Below are 1,009 nucleotides of genomic sequence, written 5' to 3'. Positions count from 1 at the left end.
GTGCCAAGGCATCGAGGGCTGAATGCACAGTTAGGAACAGTAAGGTTGCTTGGATATCCTCTGGATTGATATTGTCTAAACCAATATATTTTTTCAGCCAATCAAGATGAAACTCATCCCTGCCTGTACTCTTAGGAGGTGCTTTTGCAAAGAATGGGTCAGTCAACATTCTTTCGAGTAGACCTTGATTACAGGTTCCTTGCAGAGCCCAGCTACCATCTTTATCAAATTCGTGACCTTGCTGATCAGCAATCCACGCATCCATCAACATGTTTGCTGGACCGCAATCAAATCCAGTTACATTCCCATCTTTGGGAAGTAGTGTCAGATTAGCAATGCCACCAAGATTGAGAACGGCTACATTTTCATTAGAGGAAAATTGCTGTGCGTGAAAGGCTGGCACTAGAGGTGCACCATGACCGCCTGCCGCCAAATCACGACTTCTAAAGTCTGCGATGACATCAATTCCAGTTAACTCTGCAAGAAGTGCGGGATTGAGGGTCTGGTGCGTGTAAGCCAGGTGATGAGCAAGATCCGCTTGGTGACGAATGGTCTGACCATGTGCGCCAATGGCGATGATATCTGCAGGGGAAAGCTTGACTTGAGCAAGCAACTCTTTGACCGCATCCGCATAGGCTGCTGCCAGGGCATTTGCAGCCTGATTTTCCCGGTGGATTTCATTTGGGCCGGGACTTTGTAAATCAACAAGGGCTTTACGCAGTTCCGAGCTAAACGGGGTACTTACGGAGCCCAGGAGGCGAGCCTCCCCTGAGGCATCGATCTTCGCTAGAACAGCATCTATCCCATCTAGGCTAGTACCAGACATCAGGCCAATAAAGAGGGATTGAGGCTTATTCATGCAGTATCAGGACTTTATTCTCAGGAATGCGACAATTATGCTTTAGCAATTTAAATACTAATTTAACCGACTAAGTAAGTCACTAAGCTAACCCAATCAGCATGACGGCTAAACCAGAACAAAAATACCCACTGACCCCTGAAGTTTTTG

Annotated in this window: 1 protein-coding gene; it reads right to left on the bottom strand. The window is 46.8% G+C overall.

All coding sequences use genetic code 11. From position 1 onward, the window contains the following. Positions 1-859, bottom strand: an 859-nt coding sequence (locus B7Y67_RS19365) for an anhydro-N-acetylmuramic acid kinase (RefSeq protein ID WP_293600027.1), incomplete at its 3' end; no start/stop codon positions are given. Positions 860-1,009 lie beyond the last annotated feature (150 nt).

The sequence above is a fragment of the Polynucleobacter sp. 35-46-11 genome (genome assembly GCF_002281105.1).
This window is presented reverse-complemented; position numbering and strand designations above follow the sequence as displayed.